The 18,214-nt window shown below is 69.1% G+C and carries 18 protein-coding genes; 3 read left to right on the forward strand and 15 right to left on the reverse strand.

Annotated elements, in window-relative coordinates; translation table 11 throughout:
* Positions 1-84: 84 nt before the first annotated feature.
* The 3 genes from trxA to J3P44_RS05835 are packed head-to-tail and all read left to right on the forward strand — an operon-like array spanning position 85 to position 1,117.
* Positions 85-444, forward strand: coding sequence for a thioredoxin (gene trxA, locus J3P44_RS05825; RefSeq protein WP_255889310.1), 360 nt, complete (start codon positions 85-87; stop codon positions 442-444).
* A complete protein-coding gene (locus tag J3P44_RS05830) occupies positions 444-854 on the forward strand; it encodes a DUF302 domain-containing protein (RefSeq protein WP_255889311.1) in 411 nt (136 codons plus the stop codon). The genes trxA and J3P44_RS05830 overlap by 1 nt, the downstream gene beginning before the upstream one ends.
* Entirely contained in the window at positions 854-1,117 is a 264-nt protein-coding gene (locus J3P44_RS05835; protein WP_255889312.1) for a metal-sensitive transcriptional regulator, read from the forward strand. Before J3P44_RS05830 ends, J3P44_RS05835 begins: the two co-directional genes overlap by 1 nt.
* Before the next feature lie 301 nt (positions 1,118-1,418).
* Here J3P44_RS05835 and J3P44_RS05840 read toward each other — a convergent pair whose 3' ends face one another.
* From J3P44_RS05840 to J3P44_RS05910, 15 genes are all read right to left on the reverse strand, one after another.
* The gene (locus J3P44_RS05840) at positions 1,419-2,165 is read right to left on the reverse strand and encodes a hypothetical protein (protein ID WP_255889313.1); all 747 of its coding nucleotides are present in this window, start codon (positions 2,163-2,165) and stop codon (positions 1,419-1,421) included.
* Complete coding sequence (locus J3P44_RS05845) at positions 2,162-3,070, reverse strand: ABC transporter ATP-binding protein (RefSeq protein ID WP_255889314.1); 909 nt, start codon at positions 3,068-3,070, stop codon at positions 2,162-2,164. Before J3P44_RS05845 ends, J3P44_RS05840 begins: the two co-directional genes overlap by 4 nt.
* A gap of 49 nt (positions 3,071-3,119) precedes the next feature.
* Positions 3,120-4,496: an alpha/beta fold hydrolase gene (locus J3P44_RS05850; RefSeq protein ID WP_255889315.1), complete on the reverse strand. Its 1,377-nt coding sequence runs from the start codon at positions 4,494-4,496 to the stop codon at positions 3,120-3,122.
* A gap of 640 nt (positions 4,497-5,136) precedes the next feature.
* Positions 5,137-6,735 carry an ABC transporter permease gene (locus J3P44_RS05855; RefSeq protein WP_255889316.1) on the reverse strand — a complete coding sequence of 533 codons (1,599 nt, stop codon included), beginning with the start codon at positions 6,733-6,735 and terminating at the stop codon, positions 5,137-5,139.
* Positions 6,732-7,622, reverse strand: coding sequence for an ABC transporter ATP-binding protein (locus tag J3P44_RS05860; protein WP_255889317.1), 891 nt, complete (start codon positions 7,620-7,622; stop codon positions 6,732-6,734). Before J3P44_RS05860 ends, J3P44_RS05855 begins: the two co-directional genes overlap by 4 nt.
* 122 nt (positions 7,623-7,744) lie before the next feature.
* Positions 7,745-8,347, reverse strand: a complete 603-nt coding sequence (locus tag J3P44_RS05865) for a hypothetical protein (protein ID WP_255889318.1) — start codon at positions 8,345-8,347, stop codon at positions 7,745-7,747.
* Positions 8,348-8,461: 114 nt separating this feature from the next.
* A complete protein-coding gene (locus tag J3P44_RS05870) occupies positions 8,462-10,087 on the reverse strand; it encodes an ABC transporter permease (protein WP_255889319.1) in 1,626 nt (541 codons plus the stop codon).
* Entirely contained in the window at positions 10,084-11,019 is a 936-nt protein-coding gene (locus J3P44_RS05875) for an ABC transporter ATP-binding protein (protein WP_255889320.1), read from the reverse strand. Before J3P44_RS05875 ends, J3P44_RS05870 begins: the two co-directional genes overlap by 4 nt.
* Positions 11,020-11,148: 129 nt before the next feature.
* Positions 11,149-12,051 carry a universal stress protein gene (locus tag J3P44_RS05880; RefSeq protein ID WP_255889321.1) on the reverse strand — a complete coding sequence of 301 codons (903 nt, stop codon included), beginning with the start codon at positions 12,049-12,051 and terminating at the stop codon, positions 11,149-11,151.
* 89 nt (positions 12,052-12,140) lie between these two features.
* Complete coding sequence (locus J3P44_RS05885) at positions 12,141-12,584, reverse strand: pyridoxamine 5'-phosphate oxidase family protein (protein ID WP_255889322.1); 444 nt, start codon at positions 12,582-12,584, stop codon at positions 12,141-12,143.
* Positions 12,585-12,626: 42 nt separating this feature from the next.
* On the reverse strand, positions 12,627-13,937 hold the full coding sequence (locus J3P44_RS05890; RefSeq protein WP_255889323.1) for a hypothetical protein: 1,311 nt from the start codon (positions 13,935-13,937) through the stop codon (positions 12,627-12,629).
* 180 nt (positions 13,938-14,117) lie between these two features.
* Positions 14,118-14,720 carry a hypothetical protein gene (locus J3P44_RS05895; RefSeq protein WP_255889324.1) on the reverse strand — a complete coding sequence of 201 codons (603 nt, stop codon included), beginning with the start codon at positions 14,718-14,720 and terminating at the stop codon, positions 14,118-14,120.
* A 142-nt stretch (positions 14,721-14,862) separates the two neighbouring features.
* Positions 14,863-16,353 (reverse strand): DUF4389 domain-containing protein, encoded by a 1,491-nt coding sequence (locus tag J3P44_RS05900; protein ID WP_255889325.1) that lies wholly within the window; start codon positions 16,351-16,353, stop codon positions 14,863-14,865.
* A gap of 128 nt (positions 16,354-16,481) precedes the next feature.
* The gene (locus J3P44_RS05905) at positions 16,482-17,135 is read right to left on the reverse strand and encodes a response regulator (protein WP_255889326.1); all 654 of its coding nucleotides are present in this window, start codon (positions 17,133-17,135) and stop codon (positions 16,482-16,484) included.
* A 35-nt stretch (positions 17,136-17,170) separates the two neighbouring features.
* Positions 17,171-18,184: a zinc-dependent alcohol dehydrogenase gene (locus J3P44_RS05910; protein WP_255889327.1), complete on the reverse strand. Its 1,014-nt coding sequence runs from the start codon at positions 18,182-18,184 to the stop codon at positions 17,171-17,173.
* Positions 18,185-18,214 lie beyond the last annotated feature (30 nt).

Below are 18,214 nucleotides of genomic sequence, written 5' to 3' on the forward strand. Positions count from 1 at the left end.
GGCGCCGCTGCGGAATACGGTGGGGGGTATCGTCGTTAGTCCGGTACACCCCTGTCGGGGACCACGACGAGAAGGAGAGGCCCGATGGCCACCATCAACCTGAGCGCCGAGGACTTCGAGCGCACCGTGACCAGCAACGACATCGTCTTCGTCGACTTCTGGGCGTCTTGGTGCGGTCCGTGCCGCATGTTCGCCCCCGTCTACGAGAACGCGTCGACCGAGCACCCGGACATCGTGTTCGGCAAGGTCGACACCGAGGCCGAGCAGGCGCTCGCCGCCTCGGCGCAGATCACCTCCATTCCCACCCTGATGGCGTTCAAGGGCGGCACGCTGGTGTTCTCCCAGCCCGGCGCCCTGCCGGCCGCCGCGCTGGAGCAGGTCATCAACGCCATCCGCGATCTCGACGTCGAGGCGGCCCTTGCCGAGCAGAGGCAGAGCGCCTGATGGCCGGGTTCACTCTCACCGCGACACTCACGCTGCCGTACGACGACGCCGTCGACGCGACCCGCGCCGCACTGGCTGACCAAGGTTTCGGCATCCTCACCGAGATCGACCTCATGGCCACCTTGAAGACCAAGCTCGACGTCGACGTCGCCCCTCAGATCATCCTCGGCGCCTGTCGGCCCGCCCTGGCCTACGAGGCGCTCAGCGTCGACCCGTCCATCGCCGCGGTGCTGCCATGCAACGTGGTCGTGCGGGCCCTCGACGAGACGACCGCCATCGTCGAGGCCTTCGACCCCGACGCGATGATGGGACTGGCCGACAACGACGCGCTGCACTCCGTCGCCGCCGACGCCAAAGCGCGGCTCACTGCCGCCCTGAATGCACTCGACTCCACCCAAGGAGCAAACTGATGGAGCTCGACCCCACCCAGATGACCCCGGTCATCAACCGCATCAAGCGGGCCCAGGGCCAGCTGGCCGGCGTGCTGCGCCTCCTCGAGGAAGGCCGCGACTGCGAGGACGTCGTCACGCAGCTCGCGGCAGTCTCCAAGGCCCTGGACAGGGCCGGGTTCGCCATCGTCGCGAGCGGTCTGCAGCAGTGCCTGGCCGATGGCGACGGGGTCGACTCGGTCGACGTCAAGAAGATGGAGAAGCTCTTCCTCTCGCTGGCGTGAAGACCTCCATGGGGTCCACGCCCCAGCGGCGCCGGCCGCATACCGTCCACATGAAAAGGCCGCGACGGGGCGTCCCCAGCTTAGTCAGCTGAAGGCGGCCGGGGGAGCTGCGCTCTTACAGATCCTCCAAGGCGAAGGTCGATGGCAGCACGCGTGCGTTCTGAGCTCTTCGGCGTGAGGTGGGTGACGTACGCAGCGTGAAGCCCACGTCAGCCGTGCCCAGTGTCTCTGTGGCCGTTGTGTCCGCTCCTTCATGCGCTCGCGGCCGGTGACGCGTACAGCTCGAATGTCCAGTTCTTGGCTACACGACGTCGCGTCGCTGGACCAGCAGCAGACCGGCCGCAGCGGGTAGGACGCCCCAGGTGAGCAACGCCGTGAGCGCGGCCCATGTGTTGACGTCGGTGCTGACTCCGGAGATGACTGCGCCGAGTGTGGGAGGGATCCACGACGCTGCGTCGCTGAACAGCTGCACGACGAGGGGCGGGATCATGAAGAGCGCTAGGACGACTGCTGTCACCGCGCCACCGAGGTTGCGGATCACGGCTCCGAGCCCGGCGCCGAGGACAGCGCCAATGGCTCCGGCAAACGTCGTGGCGGCGAGGATCTGGGTGACGCCACCGGCTGTCACCAGGAAGCCGTACTCGGTGCTGGGCAGAGCGAGAGCGACGCCCGCGATGATGAACCCCTGACCGATCAGCCCGAGAAGTGCACCGCCGAGCAAGACAGCTGTCAGCTGGGCGAGACCCGCGCGCATCCGCCTCGGGCACGTCAGGTAGGTGGGGACGACGGTGTTGTGTCCGTACTCGCGAGCCACGGCGATCGCGCCGAACAGCCCGGTGCCCAACATGGCATTGAAGGCGAATGCCATCAGCGACTGCTGGTCCGCAGCGGTCGCGATGAACGCCTTGCTGCCGTCCATGTCGGTGCCGAACATGACGACCGCGGCGTCGATGCCGGCGATGAGGACCAGCACGGCGAGGAAGCCGAGTGGCAACTTGGTGGTGGTGAGCTTGCGGATCTCAGCCCGGACGAGTCGTAGCCACGTCATAGCGGTACTGCCTGCCTTTCGGTTTCGGCCACCTCAGTAGGGGGGTGGCTGTTGTCGTTGCTCGTCCAGTCCAGGAACAGTTCTTCGAGCGAGCCGGCCCGGGGGGTCAGTTCGTGCAGGACGATGCCTGCGGCGCAGGCTCGGTCTCCGATGTCGGTGGTCCTGAGGCCGCGGACGACGAGCTCGCCCTCGGGCCCGTTGTGGACGGTGGCGCCGGCCGCTTGGAGCAGCTCGGTCAGCCGCCTGCCCTGGGGGGTGCGCACTGACGTGCCGGCCTTCTGCAGGGTGGCGAGTGCGCCGGTAGCGACGAGCCGTCCTTTGCTGATCACGACCACCTCGTCGGCCAGGTGCTCGACCTCTGCGAGCAGGTGGCTGGACACGAAGACCGTGCCGCCTGCGGCGGCACGTGCCCGCAGCAGGTCGCGGAGCCAGCGGATGCCCTGGGGGTCGAGGCCGTTGCCGGGTTCGTCGAGAACCAGCACAGGCGGGTCGCCGAGCAGGGCGGCCGCGATGCCAAGTCGTTGGCGCATCCCGAGGGAGTAGCCGCCGACGTGGCGGTCCGCGGCGTGGGACAGTTGCACTGTCTCGAGCAGCTCCTCGATGCGGGTACGGGGAATTCCGGAGCCGTCGGCGAGGACTTGCAGGTGGTTGCGACCGCTGCGTCCGGGGTGGAACGCGTTGGGCTCGAGCACCACCCCGACGGTTCGTGCGGGGTCCGTCAGGTCGCGGTAGCGGGTGCCCGCGATGGTGGCATGACCGGCGTCGGCAGAGGCCAGGTCCAGCAGGATCTTCATCGTGGTGGACTTACCGGCGCCGTTGGGTCCGAGGAAGCCGGTGACGCGCCCTGGGGCGACGGGGAAGCTGAGGTCGTCGACGACCACCTCATGGCCATAGCGTTTCGTCACGTGTTCGATCTCAAGCGGAAGCATGGTGTGTTCCCTTTCTGTGTGGAGATCAGCGGATCGGTGCGGTGTCGGCCAGGACAGCTGCCATCAGGTCGTGGAACTCGGTGGGCTGTTGCCACAAGGGGCGGTGCCCGGAGGTGTCGAAATAGGTCAGGTCCTTCGAAGGCGCGCGGAGCTGCTTGAACCACTCCTCGGCCAGCACCTGCCGGCCCGGCGCCTCGTGGCGCCCTTGGGCCAGGTACACCGGTACCTCCAAGCGGGTGGCCTGGGTGCGGAAGTCGATGTCCTGCAGCTGCGGGTACAGCGCCTCGAACACGTCAAGCGTCGCACCCAAGATGTGCACCTGCTCGAGCAGCGTGTACTCCTCGACCAGGAGGTTCTCGCTCATCTCTCCCGAGCCTTCGCTGTTGGCGCTGTGGTCGTAGGGGTGGACCTCCATCAGGTGAGACAGGGCCGCCTCGTAGTGCAGGACGTCGGTGTACGGCGGAGGGCCGTTCGCCTCCAGCGTGTCGACGAGGTCGGTGTCGCCCTCCTCGCGTGCCCACGCGAGCGTGTCCTCGTAGATGATCTTGTCGGTGGCGGCCTGGCTCACCATCTGGCCGACGCCGACGTAGGCGCGGTACAGCTCAGGGTGCTGCTGCACCGCCAGAACTCCGAGGGTGGTTCCCCAGGACTGGCCGACGATGTAGATCTTCTCCTTGTCGAACCGGTCGCGCAGGTAGTTGGTGACCGCGACGGCGTCGGCCACGGCCCCGTCCAGGGTCATCGTGTCGGTGGGGTCGAGCTGGGCGTAGGACTTCCCGGTGCCCCGCTGGTCGAACGTGACGACCACGAAGTCGTCCTCGAGTGCTTGGCTGTGGCGCCGCATCGCGCCGAGCTCGCTGCCGCCGGGTCCGCCGGCCAAGAACAGCAGCACGGGGTTCTGGGTGCTGCGTCCGCGGATCATCAACGCGAGGTCTCGACCGCCGACATCGACCAGAGTCAGTTCTGCGATGCTGCCGGCGATCGTATGGCCGTTGGCGTCGACGATCGGGTCAGTGGTCGCCGGTCGAGCGATGAAAGCAGCCAGAGCCACGAGCACCAGCCCGGTGCCCACAGCGACACTGCGACGCAGCCACAGGCCCAGCGCCCTCAGGAAGCCCCGCGAACGGCGACCGGTCGACAGCTGACGCCGCGAAAGGGCCGCACCCAAGGCGGCTCCCAGCACCATCGGCAACAAGGCAAGCAGGGCGTGGACGCCGCGGCCGACTGCGAACGCCATGATGCCGTAGGTGCTGGTCAGGTGGATGCCGTCCACCGTCGGTCCCGAGACGCCCAGCCGGGCCAGCTCGAAAGCTATGGCAAAAGTGAGTGGAGCCACCACCATGGCCCATCGGGTCCGGAGGAGGAGACCGGCGACGCATCCCGCCAGGAGCCCGAGACCCATCGCTGAGAGCCCCTCGAACGCGGAAAGCGGACCGCGCGGAGTCCACCAGCCGGCGAACAACCCGTAGCCAACCGTGACGAGTAGGGCTAGGCCCCAGGCCGGGCGATTGTCCGGCATCTTCCAACGCAAGAGCGGGGGAACTCTGCTCCCTTCTCCATCAAGCACGCGCGCAGCAACGGCATCCCGCGACGACTGTTCCAGTTGCGGTGACACCGGAGGAATGGTGTGCGTGCTCATTGCGGACGCTCCTGACACAGGCTTGGGCCGGGCAGTCACCCGGCCGTACCGTTCCTGACTTTCGTGCCGACAGGCACGCCGAGGGAACTTCAGCCTTCAGCTCCATCTCACCGGCTGACTCACTCCGGCGGCAGAGCCGATCGGCCCGCTAGACGAGTCCGTATGGCCCAAGCAGCGGTTACGGGCGCGCGTACGGGTCGGGTCACACGGCGAGCTGCTGTTAGCCGGACGACTCCACCCATTGCGGTCGTCAGCGGTGGGGGCGCACACTCCTGGCCCTTTGTACAAGCGTGGCGGGGCTGCCCGCACTCCTTTGCTCACAGCCAACAGACGCAGGATTGCTCGCCAGCCAGAAGTAGAGCGACACCAGGCCGAGTGTCGCATCCTGGCATCGAGGCGGCAATCAGCTCCGGCCGAGGTCGCGGCGCCGGTAGCCCCAGAGTCCAAGCATCACCAAGACAGTGACGATCCCTAGCTCAGTCAGCGCCGGCAGCGCCTCGAGCGGCTCGACCGGAACCTCTGACAAGTGCCAGAACGGCGAGACACCGTCCACCAAGTCAGGCAGCCGTAGGGTCTCGCCCAGCATGACCTGGAAGAACACGAAGGCGACGGCGATCCACGCGAACGCGGACCGGCGCGGCCACAGCCCGACGATCGCCACGGCGAGAGCGGCCACCACCAGGACGCCAGGCACGTAGCTGAGCTGGCCACCGACCTGCTCGGCGACCCGGTCCCACTCGCCCATGCCGAGTCCGTAGCCGGCGGCGAGGCCCAGGCCCATGAGCAAGGACAACAGCAGCGTGCCGAGACCAGTGACCACGACCGCTGCTCGTACCCACGAGGTCCGTGTGACCCTCGTGGCCAGGATCGCCTCCGTGCGACCGGACTCCTCCTCGCCGTGCAACCTGAGCACGGACGTCACGGCGAAGGCGGTCAGGATCACGGCCATGAACACGAAGATGTAGCGGAGGAAGGCGTCGATGAGGGCTTGTTCGGCGTCAGCCGAGACGCCGATGGCCCGGGCGATGTCGGGGTTCGAGGCGACCAGGTCGGGGATCGTGGGGATCACCGCTCCGTAGAGGAGCCCGAGGGCGGTCAGGCCGATCGCCCAGCCGATGAGCAGTCCGCGCTGCATGCGCAGGGTCAGCCCGATGGGCGTGCCCAGGAAGCGCGACGCCCGAGGCTGCCCCGGACGGCTCTGCAGCAGTCCGCCGCCGAAGTCGCGGTGGACGGTGAGCCAGGCGGCCAGCGCCAGCAGTGCCGCGGTGACCGTCACCAGCAGCAGTGCAGGCCACCACTGCTCCTCCCCGAAGGCATCCATCCTCTGTGCCCATCCGAAGGGCGAGGCCCACACGAGCGCAGAGTCCTGCATCGCTCCCACGCCCCGGACGACGTAGCCGATGGCGATCATGGCGCCGGCAAGGCCCAGCGCTCCACGTGCAGACACTGACAGCTGTGCCGCGACGAGGCTGATCGCGACATAGCAGAGGCCCAGGAGCGTGAGCCCGACCCCGTACGTCACGCTCCCGGCGCCATCCAGCCCGGTTGCCAGCATCGAGGTGGTCGTGATCGCTCCGATGAGCACGGCGGCACCGACTCCGTAGAGCAGGCCGGCCAGCGTGGCCGCGTGACGGCCCACCACGGCGGAGCGGACCAGCTCCGCCCGGCCGGACTCCTCCTCAGCCCGGGTGTGCCGGACCACGAGGAACATCACCATGAGGCAGATGCCCAGCTGGGCGACCTGCGAGATCTCGTTGGCGACGATGCCCCCGATGGTGTCGATCGCGGCTTGGCGACCGGACATCAGGTAGCTGACGGGGCTGGTGCCCACCGCACTGGCGTAGCCGGCGATCTTCTCCGGCGAGTCGTAGATCGGCGGGACCGCCAGCGCGCTGGCCGTGATCATCCCGCCGAGGCCGACGACCCAGAGTGGCAGGCGAAACCGGTCACGGCGCAGGACGAGGCGGAGCAGGTGACGAGTGCCGGTGAGCGGTGAGCTCATGTGGTCACGTCCTCGCCGTACTGACGCAGGAAGAGCTCCTCGAGCGTCGGCGGGTGGGCTGCCAGCGAACGCACACCGAACGCCGCGAGCGCCCGGACCGCCGCGTCCAGGTGGTCGGAGTCGACGTCGAAGGTGACGCGCCCGTCGAGGAACTGGGGGTTGTGCACCCCGTCGACCTCACCGATGCCAGTGGCGGGCGTCGCCGTGTCGGCGATGACGGTCGTACGCGTCAGGTGCCGCAGCTCGGCGAGCGTGCCGCTCTGGACCACCCGGCCGGCCCGGATGATGCTGATGCGATCGGCCAGCGCCTCGGCCTCGGCCAGGATGTGGGAGCTGAGCAGGACGGTGGCACCCGCGGACTTCAGCTCGAGCACGGCCCTCTGGAACTCCGCCTCCATGAGCGGGTCGAGGCCGGAGGTGGGCTCGTCGAGGAGATAGAGGTCGGCCCGCGCCGACAGGGCGGCGACGAGGGCCACCTTCTGCCGGTTGCCCTTCGAGTAGGTCCGCGCCTTCTTGCGCGGATCGAGCTCGAAACGGTCGAGCATCTCGGCGCGTCGCCCCTCGTCCAGGCCGCCGCGCATCCGGCCGAGCACGTCGATGACCTCACCGCCGGTGAGGTTCGGCCACAGAGCGACGTCACCGGGGACGTAAGCGACGCGTCGATGCAGCTCAGCCGCGTCGCGCCACGGGTCGCCGCCAAGCATGGTCGCGCTGCCGGAGTCGGCCTTGAGGAGACCCAGCAGCACCCGGATGGCGGTGGACTTGCCGGCACCGTTGGGGCCGAGGAAGCCATGGACCTCACCGGGCTCGACCGTGAGGTACAGCCCGTCCAGCGCCCGCACCTCGCCGAAGGTCTTGACGATGTCGCGAAGCTCGATTGCCCTCACCCGGGCATCGTGGCACACGTCCTCACGTGCCTCGACCACGACGAAGGGGCCGCCCCGCAACCGGTGTGGTTGCTGAGCGGCCCCTGTCCGTCCGGGCCACCGTTCCCGGACGGGGCGTGGAGTCACTTCAGGACGGGGTACTTCTTGACCACGTCCACCTTGCTCCACTGGCGGCCGAACCCCCACGTGGCGCCTGCGGCACCGAGGGCCAGGACCGCCATCACCACCACTCCGACGAGGTGGTCGTCGACAACGGGGTTGTTCTCGAGCGGTAGCACGGCGGCGTACATGAAGGCGTACATCAGGGCGCCGGCCGCGGCGCCGATGCGCATGCCCACTCCGAGCAGGAGGGTGACGCCGATGCCGAGCAGGCCGAGCATGAAGACCCACTCGATGAGCACGGAGTCGGCCATGCCGTTGAAGAAGCCCTTGAAGGGGTTGTCGGCTGGCACTCCGAACATCAGGAAGCCCTCAGTGGGGCTGCCGCCGTTGATCCACGCGGCGTCTCCGAACCGGTCCAGGTTGCCCTCCTGGTCGTAGCCGGTGTGGAAGCCGAGCGCGAACGTCTTGTCGAGGAAGGCCCACAGGAAGGTGATGCCGAAGGCGATCCGCAGGGTGGCCAGGGCCCGGTCGAACCAGGGGCCGCGGTCGTGGTGGTCGATCCCCGCGGCGCCCGACGCGTCGGTCGCGTCGGTCCCGCGGCGGTTGTGCTGGATGGCGGTCATCGTCATCCCTCCTCCGGGTGGTGGTGGTTTCTTGCTACCTCCACTCTCGCTGGTGCATAGCGCTGCCCGGCAGGGACCGCGGTCCCCAGTGCATGGGACGAAGGTCCCGACCTTTCAGGCAGGCAGGGCGAGATCTCTGCGGCGCATGGCCAGGGTTGCGACACCGGCGAGCGCGGCGCAGACCGCCACCAGGGCAACCACCGGACCCGGGCTGATGGAGACGGCGGGTGCGTTGGGCACGTGCGAGAACGGTGAGAGGTCCATCAGCCACGACGGCAGGCCGAGCGACGGGCCGAACATCGGACCCACGAAGATGGCGAACACCACCAGCACCCAGGACAGCCCCACCGACCACCTCGGCAACAGCATGACGAGCGCGAGGACCGCGGCGCCGAGGACCGCGATAGCAGGGAGCTGGACGAGCGCAGCGCCGACGAGGTCACGGAGCAGCGAAGGAGTGTCTCCCAGGACCATTCCACCGGCGATGACCATGGCCACCGCGAAGAGCAGGACCAGCAACGCGGCGCCGACGAGGGCGTTGACGGCGTACGCCGAGAGCCAACGAAGACGGGAGACAGCGGTTCCGAGCACAGGCTCCAGCGTCCCTTGAGCCTCATCATGGTGCAGCCGAAGCAGGAGGGTCACGACATAGGCGGCCACAGCCAGACCGGCCACCTGCATCATCGACGCCCAGTAGGCCCCGAGCAGGTCCGCATCACCGCCGAAGGCGGCATACCACTCAGTCGCCGCTCCCTCGAGGCCGCCGATCTGTTCGCTGAGCGCACCGAAGACCAGGCCGAAGCCGACCAGCCCGATTGCCCAGCCGAGCAGCGCGCCGCGCTGCAGCCGCCAGACGAGACCGGAAGGGCTCAGCAGGCTCGGCCGCGCACGGGCGGCACCTCTGCGCTCGGGCCACATGCCCCTGCCGACGTCGCGCCTGCCGGCGAGGAGGACCGCCCCCGAGGTCAACAGTCCGAGCGCGAGCGCGGAGAGACCCGCAGGCCACCACAGGTTGTCGGCAAACGGCCGCATCTGCTGGCTCCACCCGATCGGCGAGAGCCAGGCCGGCCATGCGCTGGTCACCCGAAGGGCAGCGGAGTCGACAGTGCCGAGCATGTTGCCCGTGGCCGCGAGCAGGAACGAGGCGCCGAGAGCTGCAGCGGCGAGACCCGTGGCCCCGCGAGTGGTCGACGCCAGCTGCGAGGTCACAGCCGCGACGCCGGTGAACGCCACCCCCACCAGCGCGATCGAGATGCCGGCTACCAGCGATCCCGTGACCGGCTGTCCCGCGACGATCATGCCGAGCCCGAGCAGTCCGGCCAGGACGAGGTTCGCCGCGAGCGCGACGATGACAGCCGCGCCTATCGAGGCGTAGCGACCGACGACGCCGGCGCCCAACATCTCCTCACGACCGAGCTCCTCGGACTGGCGGGTGTGGCGAACGACGGCGAAGACACTCATGAGGGCGGCGAGCACCGCTAGCGTGAGTCCGTCTCGATGCATCGTGTAGCCCCCGACCGTCGGGCCTGTCACGAGGCCCAGCACCCGCATCCCCGGGTTCTCGACGACGATCTGGGTGTCCGGCGCCAGAAGCTCGGGATGCTTGGTGTAGCTGTCCTCGAACATGGCGGTGGTGGCAGCCAGGAAGGCAGCCATGCCGAGGGTCCAGGCGGGCAGGGTGATCCGGTCGCGCCGCAGGGCCAGGCGGACCAGCCGCATCGTCCCGGTGAAGCCGCTCATCGCGCCCTCACCACCTCGGCAACGGCACCCGCCCCACGCCCGGCGATGTCCTCGTCGTAGTGGCGCAGGAACAGCTCCTCCAGTGTGGGCGGCGAGGTGACCATGGACCGCACCTCGAGGTCGACCAGGTGCCCGAGCACGCGGTTCAGCTCGCCAGGGTCGACGCTGAACTCCGCGTGGCCGCCGTGCACACGGGCGTCGTGCACCCCGGGCCAGCGTGTCACCGGCTCCAGCGGCCTCGTGGTGTCGACCACCACCGACGTCCGGGTGAGATGGCGCAGGTCGTCGAACGTGCCGCTCTCGGCCGCCCGACCCGCCCGGATGATGGTGACGCGGTCGCACAACGCCTCGACCTCGGACAAGATGTGGCTGGAGAGCAGGATGCTGCGGCCGTCGGCGCGGAGTTCTTGGACGACGTCTTGGAACACCGCTTCCATCAGCGGGTCGAGACCGGAGGTCGGCTCGTCCAGCAGGTAGAGCTCCACCTCGGAGGAGAACGCCGCCACCAGGGCGACCTTCTGCCGGTTGCCCTTGGAGTAGGCGCGGATCTTCTTGGTCGGGTCGAGCTGGAAGCGCTCGACCAGCTCCTCCCGGCGGGACGCGTCGAGGGTTCCCCGCAGCTCGCCCAGCAGGTCGATCACCTCACCACCCGTGAGGTTGGGCCACAGGTTCACCTCACCAGGCACGTAGGCCAGTCGACGGTGCAACGCCACCGCGTCGCGCCACGGGTCACCGCCTAGCAGTTCGACGTGACCGCCGTCGGCGCGCAGCATCCCGAGCAGGACGCGGATGGTGGTTGTCTTCCCGGCGCCGTTCGGCCCCAGGAAGCCGTGCACCTCGCCCGCCTCGACCCGCAGGTCCAAGTGGTCGAGGGCCCGCGTCCGGGACCCGAAGTCCTTCACCAGTCCCGAGACCGCGATCGCAGTGGTCACGGTGACCACTTCCTTTCCAGTCGGATTCTGGAGCCTGTTCGTCTCCACCTTCAGGACACGGCAACCGCACCTGATCCAACAGGGCCAAATGCCACCGAGATGACCGGTCTCTTGGCTCGCAGCTGGACGTCAGCGAGTCGGCGCCGGGACGGGGACGACAGCGACCGTGGTGCGCGCCTTCTCGACGACGGCCGTGGCGACGGTGGGGGTCAGCAGACGGGAGAGCGAGTCTGTCGGGTGGCGGCCGACCACGATGAGGTGCCAGCGTTCGGAGTCGGCGGCGAGGCACTGGTAGGGGAAGCCTCGGGCGAGCTGCGTCGTGACGTGGACGTCCGGGTACTTCTCGGTGAACCCGGCGAGGGACTCGCCCACGAGGAGGCGCTCCTCGTCGAGGCCCTCCTCGGTGCGGCCGATGAGGTGTGGCCCGTCGACTGCGGCCAGGACGTCGCGGAACGAGTGCAGCACCGTGAGACGGAGCTCGCGCTCCGATGCGGCCCGGAAGGCGAAGTCCAGGACCGGGTGCCCTTCCGGGGTGCCGTCGACGCCGACGAGCACGCCCCGGCGCACCTTTCCTGCGAGCTCCGGGCGGCAGACCACGACCGGGCAGTGGGCGTGCCGGCTCACGGAGGCGCTCACGGACCCGAGGAGCCTGCTGCGCAGCGCGCCTCGACCGCGTGAGCCCAGGACGACGAGCTGTGCGCTTTCGGACAGCCGGGTCAGCACGTCACGAGCATCCCCAGGAGCCGCATGGGCGACGACCTCGAGCTCCGGGCGCTGCAGCCTGACGGAGGCGGCGGCGGACTCGGCAACGGCCGTGACGCGTCCGACGAGCTCGTCAGTCGGGACCACGAGGGTCCCGCCGGCGCCGGCCCAGGACAGTGAGCCGACCCGGTCGAGCCCTGCAGCCGTCACGACTGCGAGCGGTCGCCGTTCCAGTGAAGCTTGCGCTGCGGCCCAGTGGAGGGCGCGGGCGGAGTCGGCGGAGCCGTCGACGCCGCAGACGATGCTGCCGGGTTGCACGTGGATGTTCATGCCTCCATGCTCACCGTGCGGTGACCGGGTGGGTACGGCCGAACTGACCGCGCGAGAGGGACCTTGGTCCCGCGTCCCGACACGCCCTGCTAGGACTCGTCGATGATCAGATGGCGCCACGGGCGCGACAGGTCGAACCCGCGTCCGCTGATCTCGGTCACGTCGATCTCCACCACGTTCCACTTCGGTGTCGCCACCCAGGGGCGGAGGGGGACGTTCTCGGCGCGGTGCGCCTCGTCCTCCTCCAGCCGGCGAGCGCGCCCACGCAGGATGACGCTCGTAGCGTGCTCGCCCTCGAGCTCGTCGACCTCGAAGGCGACATCGGCGTTCATCACGACCCCGAGCAGCTTCGATCCCTCGGCGCTGCGGAAGAGCAACGACCGACGCCCGGTGACCGGGTCGTGGTCGACGGCGTAGTTGATCGGGACGATGTGCACCTCGTCGGCCAGGTGGTAGGCCAACCGCCCCAGCTCGTGGCGGCGCAGGAAGTCCCAGCACTGATGGGTGCTCAGTCGGGTGATCGGCTCGTCCATGGACCGACGGTACGGCCTCCGAGGCAGGTCACGGCAGGGTCTTTAGGCCTCGGCCGCCGGGTCCTTCTCAGGGCGGAAGGACTGCAGCCACCGCACCGCGAGCCAGCTGCTGACGACCAGGAGCACGAGGCTGGGACCGGCGTCCGGCCCCAGGTGGACGTCCTGGTCAGTGGCCAGCGCGACGACCGGACCGGCCCAGAGGGCCGTGAAGAGGGTGATGATCTTGACGAGCGCCACCACCGCCAGCGGTGGCCCCACGGGCCGTCGCAGGACGAGCGTCGTTCCCACCGCAGCGATGGCAGGCAGGGCGATCGCGAGGTCGAGCCAGAACACCGGGTACGGCGTCCCGCCGACACCCTCCGTCTCGGGGGCTCCACCGCCGAGTGCCACCGGCAGCAGGACGGAGAGCCAGAGCCCGGCGAACACCACGGCGGTGACGATGAGGAACCAACCCGTCCCGGACCACAGTCGCGGTGCAGCGCGGCTGGCGGCAGGACGCTGGAGCACGTCGACGACGCCCGCGATGAAGCTGGCGCCGGCCACGGCCACGATGACGACGTAGACGAGGAACATCCGGTTCATCGGCACGCCCGAGACGTAGATGAGGTAGCTGTAGGCCAGGTAGCCGAGCAGGCCCAGGCGCAGCAGGCCAGCGGTGGTCCCGGGTGTGGGACGCACGGCGAGCACGACGAGCAGAACCGCGACGACGATGCTGCAGGCGTCCTGGGCCCGCGCGCCAAGGACCGTCGCCTCCGGCAGCGAGCGGTACGGCGTCTCGGCCAGCAGGCCGTAGAGCGACGATGCCAACACGCCCGTGGCCAGGACGAGGGTGGACCAGAGCATCGCTGAGGTGCGCCGCGTCCCTGTGTCCGGCATGGGTGCGGGTCGGGTCCGGTGCAGGGATGGTCGGCGCACGGCAGCTCCGCCCGGTCTCGTGAGCGCGGGCCAGTCGGCTCGCGCCGCGGGAACGAGGAACGCGAGTGCGGGGAGGCACCACAGCCAGAAGCCGAATCCGAAGCTCATCAGGAGCACGTGGAACGTGATCACCCCGATCCAACCGGCCCGAGCCGCACCGCCTCCGCGAAGGAGCAGTAGGCCCAGGACGATCTCTCCGGCCGCCAACGCGAGGAACCAGAAGTAGGGCTGGGCCATCACCACGTCGTGCCAGGCCCGGGTCACGAAGGACCAGAACGAGCCATTGGCGAAGGTCTCGTAGGTCTGAGGGTCCGCTGCCACGATGCCGGCATTGATGCCGCCCATCACGAGGTAGAAGCCGCCGACGAAGCAGCGTGCTCTCCTGGTGCGATCAAGCGTGACCGTGGCGTGCTGGTGTCGTTCGATGGTGGTGCTCACGCTGCCTCCTGTTGTGCACTCCCAGCGTCGCGCGGCCCAAGCCGAGGCGGCAGGGGCGACGGTCATGGGCCGTGAGGACGTAGGTCCCGACGCCCGCCTGCTCTGCTGTGCCCGGAGACGCGGGAAGGCCCGAGCCATCCCTGGCGTCGGGCCTTCCTTCTGTGACTGGGGGCGCTGTTGTCACCGCAGGACGGGGTGGTTCTCGACCACCTCGGTGCGGTTCCACCAGTGACCCAGCCCCCAGGTGGTGCCGGCCGCGCCGAGGGCGAGGACCGCCATCACGATGATGCCGACGAGGTGGTCGTCGACGACGGGGTTGTTCTCGAGCGGCAGGACGGCGGCGTACATGAAGGCGTACATCGCAGCACCTGCGGCGGTGCCGATCCGCATGCCCACCCCGAGGAGCAGGGTGAGGCCGATGCCGAGGAGGCCGAGCATGAACAGCCAGTCGACGACGGTGCTGCCGGCGAGGCCGTTGAAGAAGCCCTTGAAGGGGTTGTCGGCCGGGACACCGAAGGTGAGGAAGCCTTCGGTGGGGCTGGCGCCGTTGATCCACGCCGCGTCTCCGAACCGGTCGAGGTTGCCCTCCTGGTCGTAGCCGGTGTGGAAGCCGAGGGCGAAGGTCTTGTCGAGGAACGCCCACAGGAAGGTGATGCCGAAGGCGATCCGCAAGGTGGCCAGGGCCCGGGCGAACCAGGGGCTCCGGTCGGGGCTCTCGGTGTCCGCCGCGAGAACTGCGGCGGTGGTGTCCGTCTCGTGGCGGTGTCGCTGGATGACGCTCATCGTCATCACTCCTTCGGTGGTGTGGTTGTCGGGGTCACCACCACAGTCGCGTGATTGCCGCCGCGCCGGCAGGGCCGCCGGTCACCGGCCGACGGGACCAAGGTCCCGTCGGCCGGGCTCGCCGAACCGGGTGTCGGTGGTCCTAGCGGTCCGGGGCTCCGACGGATGCCCTCCTGCCGGCGGAGCGGATCGGTACGGCGATCAGGACGGCGCCGAGGACCAGCAGCAGACCAGCAGTGAGGAACAGCGCTGCGATCGCGGTCTGAAGGGCCGGGACCTCCGCGCCGGCCGACACGTCCGCGGCAACCACGGCGGAGCCGTCGGCATTCATGATGACTGCGGTCCAGTCGCCTTCCTGCAGGCGCCAGGTCAGCTCCGGCTCCATCCCGGTCGCCCCAGCCACCCAGAACTCCTGCTCGGTCGGCGGCGTCGCTGGGGCCGCACCGGCGGTCGACTGGTAGAGCGGGTCTCCATCGCGGACCTCGGTCAGGGTGTCGTGCCGGACGTCGTCGAGGTAGGCGGCCGCCTCGGCGGTCGGTGCGATGCCGACGAAGAGCTCGGTGCCAGCGGCTGCATCGGCGGACAGTCGCACGTCCCCGATCACGTCGTCCGGGACCAGGTCGAGCGTTCCGTCGACACGCAGGTGGATGTCCTCGGACGTGATCGCGAATCCGCTCGTGGCGAGCCGTTCCGTCGGGCTCGTCAAGAAGCCGTCCGAGTCACGGGCCATCTGGTCAGCGGCGACCAGCGTTGCGCCACCTCCTGCGATCCCCAGCGCGGTGAACGCAAGGAGTGAGCCGAGGACCAGCATGACGATCCGGCCGCCGGTCCAACCGCTGCCCGACGTCCCGGAGGAGGGCGGGGGAGCGGTGGCACCCGCAGGCGGCGGTGAGGTCGCGGTCGACGCGGTGCTGCCCTGAGGAGCATCAGGAGGACCGCCACTCCGCAGCGCGGCGTCACTGGCGGGACGCTCGTGGCCGCCCTGGTCGAGGCTGAATGGCGGATAGCGGTCCGTCATGAGGGCGACGTAGCCGGCGACGCGGAGCACCCAGCGGTTGAGACCGAGGACGAGGTCGAAGACCGGTCGCGGGTAGCGCCCGGTGAAAAGCAGCACCATGCCAGCGACCAGGACGAGCGCCCCGATGAGGCTGATGCTCAGCAGCGGCTCCTCGTCCGCCCCACGGACTCCGTAGCCAAGGCCTCCGAGGAACAGGCCCACGATCAGGTAGTGAGGGATAGCCAGCAGCCACCACTTCACCAGCACCAGTCCGCGGGAGAGACGCTCCGGGTAGTCGACCTCGAGGTGGGCCGGGTAGTCCGGAACGTCGGCGAGAGTGAACGGGGGATACCTGTCGGTGCCCAGGGCGCCGTAGGCGTAGTAGGCCACGCGCCAGGTCCACCGCATCACCCCGACGTTGAAGTCGAACAGCGCCCTCGGATAGTGCGCGGTGAACAGGATGCTGAAGAACGCGACGATGCTGGTGACGGCGAACGCGAGCCAGAGGAACGCGAGCACGACGTAGTGCGGAATGGCGAGGATCCACTTGACGAGCCAGAGGCCGCGACTCAGTGTGGGGTCGAGCTCGGCGTCGACGTGGACGGGGTAGACGACGGGTGTCGTTGTGGTGCTCATGGATGATCACTCCCTTCACTTCGAGCGTTCCTCCGCGACGACTCCGAGGTCAGGGCCGAACGGACACCCGTGCCGGGGACCTTTGGATGCGTGTGCGTCCGTAAGTCACGGCTCGTAGGGGCGTGGTCTCAACCCGGGTGTTCGCCCAGGAGCTTGGAGGCCAGCACGGCGGCCTGGGTGCGGCGCTCGAGGCCGAGCTTGCCCAGGATGCTGGAGACGTAGTTCTTGACCGTCTTCTCGGCGAGGAACATCTGCTCAGCGATCTGCCGGTTGGTGAGTCCCTCGGCGATGTGCCCCAACAGCACCCGTTCCTGTTCCGTGAGCGACGCGAGCTCAGGAGGCGTGGTGGGGCCGCTTCGGATGCGCTGGAGGACCTTGGCGGTCATCGCCGGGTCGATGAGCGACTTGCCCTGAGCGACGAGGCGGACCGCGGACACAAGGTCCGAGCTGCGGATCTCCTTCAGTACGTAGCCGGAGGCGCCCGCCATGATCGCGGCGAACAGCGCCTCGTCGTCGTCGTAGGACGTCAGGATCAGGGCATTGATCGAGGGATCGACGGCTCGGATCGTCCGGCAGACCTCGATGCCCGACCCGTCGGGAAGTCGGGCATCGAGGACGGCGACGTCGGGCTTCAACGCCGGGATGCGCGCCATGGCCTCCACGGCGCTCGGGGACTCCCCGACGACCTCGATGTCTCGCTGCTGCTCGAGCAGGAACCTCAGCCCTTCTCGTACGACGTCGTGGTCGTCGAGGAGGTAGACCCGGATCGTGCCGTCGGCCATGGGACTCATTTCACCAGATCGAGGATCGGCTCGCCTCAGCTGCCGAAGTCGAACACCAACCGTGCCGGCACCTGTCCGGCGAGGACCTCCTCGAAGCACTCGTTGACGTCCTCGAGGCGACGCGTCTCGGTGATGACCCGGGTGTGCCCCTGGGCGTGCAGGGCGAAGCAGTCGGCGAGGTCGTTGCGGGTGCCGACCAGCGACCCGATGACCGAGATGCCCTTGAGGACCGTCTCGAAGACCGGCAGCTCGAGGCGGTTGTCGGCAGGCAGTCCGACAAGGACCAGGCGGCCGTTGGGGTTCAGCGCCGCATGGGCTGCCCGCATCGCGGCCGGCGACGGCACGGTCACCACGGCGATGTCGACGCCACCGATGGCGGCGAGGGCGGCGGCCTGGTCACCACGGGCGTCGACGACGTGGTCGGCGCCGAGCTCCTTGGCGAGCTCGAGCTTCGCGTCCTCGACGTCGACGGCGACCGTGGTGGTGCCGAAGATGCGGGCGTACTGCAGGGCCAGGTGGCCCAGACCGCCGATCCCGACGATCATCGCGGTCTCGTTCGGCTGCGGCTTGGCCACCTTGAGTGCCTTGTACGTCGTCACGCCGGCGCACGTCAGGGGCGCGGCGTCGAGGGACGAGACACCGTCGGGCACCGGTACCGCGTGGCTGGCGTACCCGACCGCGTACTCGGCGTAGGACCCGTCGATGGTGTAGCCGGTGTAGGCCGGAGCGGTGCAGTAGGTCTCCCAGCCGCCCACGCAGTAGCGGCAGCTCCCGCAGGCGTGGCCCAGCCACGGCAGCGCGACGCGGGTGCCGATGAGGGCAGGTTCCACGTCGTCGCCGACGGACACGACCTTGCCGACGCCTTCGTGTCCTGGGATGAGCGGGATCTTGGGCTTGACCGGCCAGTCGCCGCGGGCGGCGTGGATGTCGGTGTGACAGAGGCCGCTGGCCTCGATCTTGACCAGGACCTGTCCGGGGCCGGGCTCAGGGACGGGGACCTCACGGATCTCCAGCGGCTCACCGAGCGCCGGGACGACTGCTGCACGCATCTAGCTCACTCCTCATCGGGGACGATTCCT

The organism is Nocardioides astragali (assembly GCF_024436375.1).
Lineage (GTDB): Bacteria > Actinomycetota > Actinomycetes > Propionibacteriales > Nocardioidaceae > Nocardioides > Nocardioides astragali.